The 8,407-nt window shown below is 64.1% G+C and carries 7 protein-coding genes; 3 read left to right on the top strand and 4 right to left on the bottom strand.

From position 1 onward, the window contains the following. Nucleotides 1-131: 131 nt before the first annotated feature. Both WEB61_RS09700 and WEB61_RS09695 read right to left on the bottom strand, forming a co-directional pair. On the bottom strand, nucleotides 132-491 hold the full coding sequence (locus WEB61_RS09700) for a hypothetical protein (RefSeq protein WP_368064137.1): 360 nt from the start codon (nucleotides 489-491) through the stop codon (nucleotides 132-134). A gap of 107 nt (nucleotides 492-598) precedes the next feature. Continuing rightward, nucleotides 599-850: a DUF6460 domain-containing protein gene (locus WEB61_RS09695; protein ID WP_368064136.1), complete on the bottom strand. Its 252-nt coding sequence runs from the start codon at nucleotides 848-850 to the stop codon at nucleotides 599-601. A gap of 112 nt (nucleotides 851-962) precedes the next feature. On the opposite strand from WEB61_RS09695, the gene WEB61_RS09690 reads away from it, so the two are divergent. Continuing rightward, nucleotides 963-1,451 carry a cupin domain-containing protein gene (locus tag WEB61_RS09690; protein WP_368064135.1) on the top strand — a complete coding sequence of 163 codons (489 nt, stop codon included), beginning with the start codon at nucleotides 963-965 and terminating at the stop codon, nucleotides 1,449-1,451. Between the two features lie 5 nt (nucleotides 1,452-1,456). On the opposite strand, the gene WEB61_RS09685 is transcribed toward WEB61_RS09690, so the two are convergent. Then, nucleotides 1,457-3,487: an AsmA family protein gene (locus tag WEB61_RS09685; protein WP_368064134.1), complete on the bottom strand. Its 2,031-nt coding sequence runs from the start codon at nucleotides 3,485-3,487 to the stop codon at nucleotides 1,457-1,459. Between the two features lie 540 nt (nucleotides 3,488-4,027). On the opposite strand from WEB61_RS09685, the gene WEB61_RS09680 reads away from it, so the two are divergent. Beyond that, the gene (locus WEB61_RS09680) at nucleotides 4,028-5,824 is read left to right on the top strand and encodes an ABC transporter ATP-binding protein (protein WP_368064133.1); all 1,797 of its coding nucleotides are present in this window, start codon (nucleotides 4,028-4,030) and stop codon (nucleotides 5,822-5,824) included. 35 nt (nucleotides 5,825-5,859) lie between these two features. On the opposite strand, the gene WEB61_RS09675 is transcribed toward WEB61_RS09680, so the two are convergent. After that, nucleotides 5,860-6,792 (bottom strand): alpha/beta fold hydrolase, encoded by a 933-nt coding sequence (locus tag WEB61_RS09675; protein ID WP_368064132.1) that lies wholly within the window; start codon nucleotides 6,790-6,792, stop codon nucleotides 5,860-5,862. Nucleotides 6,793-6,968: 176 nt separating this feature from the next. Between WEB61_RS09675 and WEB61_RS09670 the strand changes: the two genes are divergently transcribed. After that, nucleotides 6,969-8,342: a sodium-dependent transporter gene (locus tag WEB61_RS09670; protein WP_368064131.1), complete on the top strand. Its 1,374-nt coding sequence runs from the start codon at nucleotides 6,969-6,971 to the stop codon at nucleotides 8,340-8,342. The last annotated feature ends 65 nt before the right edge of the window (nucleotides 8,343-8,407 follow it).

Below are 8,407 nucleotides of genomic sequence, written 5' to 3'. Positions count from 1 at the left end.
TGCCGCTGCCAGCGCCCGTCACGATTGCGCGTTTTCCCGATAACCGTCCCATCGCCATCTCCCCCGACATCGCTGATTCTGATGACGCGACTTTAGGGGTTATGCGGGGCCGGGAACAGGCGAAACAGGCTTCAGAAGCCCTTGCCTTCCGACACGGCCCACTTCACTTCGCCCTGCTCGCCGGGAATGACACCCGAGCTGCCGACCGCCGGAGCTTCCTCGACCGGATCGGTGCAGTTTTCTGCCGCCTCGCCGACCTTGGTGCAGATCTTGTTGTCGGAGACGTGCCACGAGCCTTGCGCTTCCGAGCCGTCGGGCGCCTTCACGACGATGCTCGACGCATCGGGATAGAAAATCTTCGACTGCGAGCCGTCTGCGAATGTCAGCGTGACGGTGTTGCCGACGAGCCCGGCGCCGACATCGGCGGTGGCGGGTGCCGCGAACGCGACGGCCGCTGCGGCAAGAGCTGCCGCGAAGATGGTCTTTTTCATGGATGTCCTCCCAGTTTATACCCCTGTCCGGCGGCGGGACCTTGCCCTCTATCCGCCGTTAACCACGGGGACTCTACATAGCTTGCGCCATCGCGCAACTGGCGCCATCAGCCCCTGAAACTCGGCGGCTTCAGCAGAAAGATGATCAGCCAGATCGGAACGAGAACCATGGCGCCCAGCAGGAAATGAGGAAGCGCCCAGCCGAACCCGTCGCGCACAAAGGCGAGGATCGCATCGGGCGTGAAGCCGACATCGCGCAGCACCTGTTCGGCGGTGATGTCGAAGGCGTTGAGAAGCGCCCCGACCGCCACCGCGCCGATGAAGAACTTTACCAGTACCGACAAGGCGTGTTGGATCATGAAAATGCCGCCCGGTCCCCGACGAATCAGCCCGGGTCAGTTTAGACGGGACAGGCGAAAGGCACAAAATCCGAGGTCAAAGCCGCCGGAAACCGCGAAAAGGAGAGAACGGGTGACATCGAAAAACCGGGGCGGCGCTGGCTGCCGTTTCAGCGCGGCGCAGATCGCCGACCTCCCCGAAAGGGTCCATACCCACCAGTTCAATCCCAATGCGATCCGCCATACGCGCTCGCTGGGCGATCTGCTGGGTCTCGCCGATCTCGGCGTTCATCTGGTCAGGGTCGAGCCCGGCCGGGAAACGACGGAGCATCATTTCCACGGCCAGGACGAGGAGTTTCTCTACATCCTCTCCGGCCGCGCCCAGGCGATGATCGGTGAGGAATGTTTCGATGTCGGGCCCGGCGACTTCATGGCCTTCCCGAAAAATTCGCCGGCCCATTCGATGCGGGTGCCGGACGATGCCGCCGAAGACCTGGTCTATCTGATGGGCGGCACGCGATCCCCCATCGACGTCTGCACTTATCCGCGCCTCGGCCGCCGCATGTATCGCGTCGACGGCGTCAAGGAATATGCGTCTCTCGACGATTTCAAAAAAGTTTGAGTAGATCAGCGCCCGAAGAGCTGTTTCAACGCATCCTCGGGGCTGGGCTTCGCCTCCGGCTCGGCTTCGCCGCCTTCGGGCGCGGCATCTGTCCCGTCGCCGGATGCCGGCTGCTTGCCCATCAGGCTGTCGATCAGACCCTTGCCCTTATCCTCCTTGATCGACTTGATCGTCTCCTCGATGTTCTCGCGGTTCTGGATCATGGATTTGAGGTCCGGCGCGAAACGCGGCTTCGACCACGGGCCGGTGACGAGGATCGGCACCTCGATGCCCTTCACGTCGGTGGCGCCGCCCTGGCCTTCCAGCGAGGCGGCAAGCTTCGGCTCGACGCGATAGTTGAGCGTTTTTTGAAGGATATTGGCCGTGCCGGCGCCCGACACGCGGATGAGCGGCGAGAGCAGCTTCAGATCGTTGTTGCTGAGCACGCCCTTGTCGATGGTGAAGGTGCCGCCCAGCTCCGAGAAATCCGTATCCTGCGTGCCGCCCGACTGCCAGCCGCTGGTCGCGGCGCTGAGTACGGTCCGCGTGAGTTGCGCGAGATTGATCCCCTTGATCTTGCCGTCGGTGAACCGGACTTCGCCATTGCCGCCCAATGCGGCCACCATGTCGCGCTGGCTGCGGCCGGCGGTGGCGACCGAAAAGGTGAGCGCGGTGCCGCCCTGCAGCCGGCTGAACCCCGTCGCTTCGGTCAGCAGCGGCTCGGCGGCAACGCCCGCGAGTTTGAAGCGTGCATTGAGCTTCGGCGTTGCGCCCGAGCCGTTGAGCGTCAGCGCCCCCGAACCCGATCCTTCGTAGAGATCGAGCTTGTCGAGCGTCGCGGTCAGGACGCCGCCGGCGAGCTTGAGATTGAGCGCGCTCTCGCCGATCTCGATTTGCCGGAAGAGAATCTGGCCCGTCGAGAAGGCAAAATCCGCATCGATGGCCTTGAGGCCCTGAAGGTCGATCGGGTCGGCGCTCCAGCCGGGATCGCCCGCATCGCCGCCGCTGCTGCCGGTCGAGGCGGCGCCTTCGTCGGCCAGATAGGCGTTGACGTCGATACGGTCGACGGCGAGGTCGCCCTTGACGTAGGGCCGTGTACCGCCGGTCCTGAGCGAGAGCGCGCCGGTCGCGTTCATGCCGTCGAAACCGATCTGCGCGTCTGAAAAGCGGTAAGTGTCGCCGCTGCCGCTGGCCTTGCCCTTGATCGCAAGCGGACCGAAGCCCTCACCCTTCGGCATCGGACTGCCGGCCCAGGCGGCCAGATCCCGCACCGACGGCACCGCGAGGTCGACATCGCCCGCAAAGGCGAGACCGTCCAGTGCCTTCAGCGTGCCGCCATAGGATGCCTTGAGCCTGGGCGCGGAAATCGTCAGTGCGACGGGCGTCTCGCCGCCCTCGGTGAAGGCGCGCGGCCGGTCGGCCTTGAGATCGACTTCGATCGTATCGCCGTTCCAGGCCAGCGAGCCGTCGGCCACGAAAGGCTGGTCGAGCCCCGGAAGAGCGAGGTTCACATTCACTTCTTCGGCGGCATAGCGGGCGCCGGTTTGCGCGTTGATATAGCTGGCGCTGCCGTTCCGGATCGAGATATCGCCGAGACTGACTTCGCGCGCCGCCATGCCGCCGGAGGGCTCGCCGCCCTCGGGCGCCGGCGCGGCAGGCGCTGCGCCCGCGGTTTCGAATTGCCAGTTGGGCGTTCCGTCGCGCCGGACCTCGAGGCGGATGACGGGATCGACAAGCTCGAAGCTGTCGATCTCGACGGCGCCCCGGAAAAGCGGCATCAGCTTCAGCGTCGCGCGCATTTCCTTCATCGCGGCCATTTCGCGCTCCGTGGCCCAGCTCGCGTTGGCGAAGCCGACATCCTCGATCGAAACCGCGATATTGGGGAAGAACGAGAGGCCGATATCGCCATCGATCCGGATATCGCGGCCGGTCTGGCCTTTCACCGTCTCGGCGATCCGCGTCTTGTAGGTGTCCATCGGGATCAGCATCGGCACGACGATCGCAACCGCGACCAGCAGCAGGAAGAGGCCGACGAGAATGGCAATCAGGCGGGACATGGGCAGCGCTCCGGCAGGTTGAACACCCGCAGATTGAGGGTCAAATATGGCCGTAACATGATAGACGGCGACGCCTGTCGGCTTGCTCTCTTCTGCGATGCGGCGCAAAAAGCGTGAGCGTTTTGCCACACCGGGCGCAATTTCCGGATCGATAAATATCGTCTTTGCACGACGGATGTTTTATTTCGGGTGGAACGGGTGTAAGAAATCGACATCCGGCTGGTGGATTGTGAGTCGTCCGCCATGCCTGCCGATCCATTGGTCCAATGTCGAACGAACAGGGAGTGCGGAATGCAAATCGTAGCAATGCCTTCATATCCGCATCTTTTCCCGGACCGCTGTTGATCTGATCGCCGCGCCCGGGTAATCCGCCGGGCATTTTTCCATCCGAAGTCCTTTCGCCGAGCGATGCCGCGCGCACCGCCTCGCGGCATCTTCCGATGGTCCCGGTTCTTCTCGCAACCGGATGCGGCGCTTTGCGCCTTTTTCCAGATTTTTTCAGGGATACCGCTGCAGGCTTCGTCCGGGCGGTCGAAACAGATGAACGATCAAATCACCGCGCGCCGGACGGCCGCGTTCCTGTGGGGCTATTGGCGCCGCTATCCCTTCACGGGCGCGGCCCTCATTCTGTTGATGCTTCTCTCCGTCCTCTTCGACGTCGCCTTCCCGATCGTCTCGGGCAGGCTCGTCGATGCGGTCGCGCAAGCCGGGTTTCCGCCCGCGGCCGAAGATGTCGATCTCGCCGTCTTCGCGCTGCTGCTCTTTGTCGGGCAGGGCGTCGGCTTTCACCTCGCCCGCCGCGCCTCGATGCTCGTCTGGGCGGGCTTTGCCGTGCGCGTCATGCGCGACCTCGTCACCGAGGCGTTCCACCGCGTGCAGCGCTACACAGCGGAATGGCACTCGAACAGCTTTGCGGGCGCCACGGTCAGGCGCATCACGCGCGGCATGTGGGCCTACGACACGCTGGCCGACACGATCTATGTCGGCTTCTTCCCCACCGGCTGCGTGCTGATCGGCGTCGTCATCAGTCTTGCCTTCCACTGGCCGCTTGTCGGCCTCTATGTGCTCGTGGGCATCGTCCTCTATTTCGCCCTCACCATCGTGCTGATGAAACACTATGTCGCGCCGCGAAACCGGCTCAACGTCGCCGCCGACAGCGTGATGGGCGGCGCCATTGCCGATGCCGTCACCTGCAATCCGGTGGTCAAGTCATTCGGTGCGGAAACGCGTGAGGACGCCCGCTTGTTCGCGCTCACGGTGGACTGGGCGGGCAAGGCCGTGCGCGCCTGGCGGGCGATGGACATTTCGATGCTTGCCCAGGTCGGCATCCTGATCGCGTTGCAGGCGGGCCTGATCGGTCTTGTCATCCTCTTCTGGACACGCGGTGAGGCGACGCCGGGCGACATCGCCTATGCCATGACGAGCTATCTGCTCATCAACGGCTATCTGCGCGATATCGGCTTCCATATGCAGAACCTGCAGCGCGGCATCAACGAGATCGAGGATGTGATCCGCTATGCCGATACCGCGCCGGAAGATCATGACGACGAGGGCCTGCCTGCCCTTCGCGTCGAGGGCGGCGCCATCCGCTTCGACAAGGTGGATTTCCGCTATCCGAACGGCAATGGCGCTTTCTATCGCGGCATGTCGCTCGACATCGAACCGGGCGAGCGGGTCGCGCTGGTCGGCCGCTCGGGCAGCGGCAAGTCGACCTTCGTCAAGCTGCTGCAGCGGCTCTATGAGGCCGATGCCGGCCGCATCCTGATCGACGGACAGGACATTGCCGGCTTCACGCGTGAAAGCCTGCGCCGGGCGATCGCGCTGGTGCCGCAGGAGCCGGTGCTGTTCCATCGCTCGATCGGCGAAAACATCGGCTACGCGAAGCCCGGCGCGAGCCGTGCCGAGATCGAGGAGGCCGCGCGTCTCGCGCATGCGGATGCGTTCATCGAGCGCTTGCCGCAGGGCTACGACACGCTGGTCGGCGAGCGCGGCGTGAAGCTCTCTGGCGGCGAGCGTCAGCGTATCGCGATTGCGCGGGCCTTTCTTGCCGATGCGCCGATCCTCGTTCTCGACGAGGCAACGTCGAGCCTCGATTCCGAAACGGAGGCGCATATCCAGCAGGCGATCGAACGGCTGATGGAAGGCCGAACGACGCTCGTCATCGCACACCGCTTCTCGACCATCCGCCGGATGGACCGGATTCTGGTGTTCGACGACGGACGGATCGTGGAGCAGGGCAGCCATGCCGAGCTGATGGCGCGCAAGGACGGCGCTTTCCGCCGCATGCAGGCGGCCCAGATTGCGACGAACCGCGACGTCTTTGCGGAAAGCGCCTGATCCGGCCGCTTTTGGACAGGGCGGCGGGCGGTTGTTCAGTCTTCGGCGATGAGCAGCCGTCCGCCGAGCCCCGCCTGCGGCACATGCCGGCCCTCGATCCAGGCGCGGATCATCGCATTGACGGTTTCGGGCGCTTCCTGCTGCACCCAATGGGACACCTGTGGCAGATAGCGGATCGTGAAATCGCTGACGAGCTCATCCGTGCCGTAGGTCAGCTCCTTGCCGAGCGCCGAATCCTCCTCGCCCCAGATCATCAGTGTCGGCGTTTCGAGTATCGGCGGATCGGTCCACACCTCGGGCTGCGGACCGCGGAACCCGGCGCGGTAGTAGTTGATCATCGCCGTCATCGCGCCCGGAATGAGCGCGTTCTTGCGGTAGTGGTCGAGCACCTCTTCGGGGAAACGGCTCTTGTCGATCGCCATGCCGCGAAATGCCTCGCCGATGGCATGCGCATCGCGCGCGAGTAACAGCTTTTCCGGCAGCCAGGGTATCTGGAAGAAGAAGATGTACCAGCTCTTCTTGAGCTGCGCCCATGTCCGGATGCGCTTCGCCATCAACGCCGGATGCGGCAGGTTCATCACGATGAAGCGTTCGAGCGGGCGCGTGCCGGCAAGCGCGAACGTCCAGGCGATGACGCCGCCCCAATCATGCGAAACGAGTGTTGTCGGGCCTGAAATGCCGCGCGCCCGCGCCGCGTCGATCAGGCCGGCGACATCGTCGATGAGATGCGGCATCGCATAGGCGGCGCGGCCCCTCGGCCGGGAACTGCCGCCATAGCCACGCAGATTTGGCGCCCAGACTGTGTAGCCGAGCGCCGCAAAGAGGGGCATCTGGTGCCGCCACGAATACTTGCTTTCGGGGAAGCCGTGCAGCAGCAGCGCGAACTTGTCTCCGTCGCCGCACATGTCGACCTCGAAGGCGAGTCCGTTCGCTTCGATATAGGCGGTGCTGATCGGATGGGTCGTCATGCGGTCCTCGTCCTCATTTGGCAGGGACTATAGGCGATTCCGGCCGCTTGCACCCCCGTATTGAGACCCCGGCTGGACCTGACATTCGGGGGCGAATTACGTATTGTGCCGGGACAATTTCGGGGCGGCCCGTCGGGGGACGGTACCGCGTAGAGCCAGCGGGGGATTTTTCGAGCATGACCACACCGTTTGCGCCGCGTCACTGGTCGTCGCGCTTCGCCTTTCTGATGGCCGCGATCGGCAGCGCGGTCGGTCTCGGCAATATCTGGCGCTTTCCCTATCTCGCGGGCGAGAATGGCGGTGGCGCCTTCATCGTCATCTACGCAATTACCACGATGGCAATCGCGCTGCCGATCCTGATCTCGGAAATCATGCTGGGGCGGATGGGCCGGCAAAGTCCGATCAACGCGATGCGGGCGCTGATCGCCGAACACCGGGCGGCGCGCATCTGGATGCTGATCGGCTGGGGCGGGACGCTGGGTGCCTTCGTCGTGCTCTCCTACTACAGCGTGATCGGCGGATGGGCGCTCAAATATGTGGAACTCGCACTCACCGGCGCGTTCGCGGGCGAAACCAATGTCGCCGCCGCCGAACATTTCTCCGCTTTTGTGTCCGATCGCCACAGCGTCTGGATCTGGCAGACGCTCTTTCTGGGCATCACTGTCGGCATCGTTGCCGCAGGCGTGACCTCCGGCATCGAGCGGGCCGTCGTCATGCTGATGCCGCTTCTCTTCGTCCTCCTTGCGGGCATGGCGGTCTATGCGACGACCATGCCGGGCTTCGGAGACGCGATGTGGTTCATGTTTGCCTTCAAGCTTGAGGAAGTGAAGCCCGACACGATCCTCGCGGCGATCGGGCAGGGGTTCTTTTCGGTGAGCGTGGCGCTTGGCGCGATGATGACCTATGGCGCCTATCTCGATAAGGACGTTTCCATCGGCCGGTCCGCCGTCGTGATTGCCGTGGCCGATACGGTCGTGGCGCTGCTCGCGGGCATCGCCATTTTCCCGCTCGTCTTTACCTACGGGCTTGAACCGTCGAGCGGCCCCGGTCTCACCTTCATCACCCTGCCCATCGCCTTTGGAACCATCGGCGGCGGCATCGTCATCGGCGCGATCTTCTTCCTGCTCCTGTCGGTTGCCGCCATTACCTCCGCGATCTCGCTGCTTGAGCCTGTGGTGGCATGGGTGGAGGAGGGGGTCCGCCTGCCGCGAGCGGCCCTGGCGGTTATCGTTGGCGCGCTGGCCTGGGTTGCGGGCATCGGCACTGTTCTGTCATTCAACCTCTGGGCCGAGTACTACCCGCTCGCACCTCTGGGCTTCATGGAGAAGAAGACCGTCTTCGACGTGCTCGATTTCACGACGTCCAACATCGTCATGCCGGCGGTCGGATTTTTGATGTCGCTTTTCGCCGGCTGGGTGCTGACCCGCGAGACCGTCGAGGAGGCGCTGGGCGCGCGCGGCCGGCGCTGGCTCCCGCTCTGGCGCTTTTCGCTGCGTTATGTGGCCCCGCTGGGCGTGGTTTCGATCTTTGTGGCCAATGTGCTGATGTAGGCTGGAATGAGCCTTTCTCGGCCCTTGTCATCGGCGTGGCGGCGAATTAAGTTCCCGGCCAATCG

Origin of the sequence: Parvibaculum sp. (assembly GCF_040882025.1) — a bacterium.
Lineage (GTDB): Bacteria > Pseudomonadota > Alphaproteobacteria > Parvibaculales > Parvibaculaceae > Parvibaculum.
Note: the sequence above shows the minus strand (reverse complement) of the source record. Positions and strands in the feature narration are given on the sequence as shown.

Coding starts and splice junctions, on each gene's coding strand:
- WEB61_RS09700 (WP_368064137.1), bottom strand. CDS start 491: ATGAAAAAGACCATCTTCGCGGCAGCTCTTGCCGCAGCGGCCGTCGCG.
- WEB61_RS09680 (WP_368064133.1), top strand. CDS start 4,028: ATGAACGATCAAATCACCGCGCGCCGGACGGCCGCGTTCCTGTGGGGC.
- WEB61_RS09675 (WP_368064132.1), bottom strand. CDS start 6,792: ATGACGACCCATCCGATCAGCACCGCCTATATCGAAGCGAACGGACTC.
- WEB61_RS09685 (WP_368064134.1), bottom strand. CDS start 3,487: ATGTCCCGCCTGATTGCCATTCTCGTCGGCCTCTTCCTGCTGCTGGTC.
- WEB61_RS09670 (WP_368064131.1), top strand. CDS start 6,969: ATGACCACACCGTTTGCGCCGCGTCACTGGTCGTCGCGCTTCGCCTTT.
- WEB61_RS09695 (WP_368064136.1), bottom strand. CDS start 850: ATGATCCAACACGCCTTGTCGGTACTGGTAAAGTTCTTCATCGGCGCG.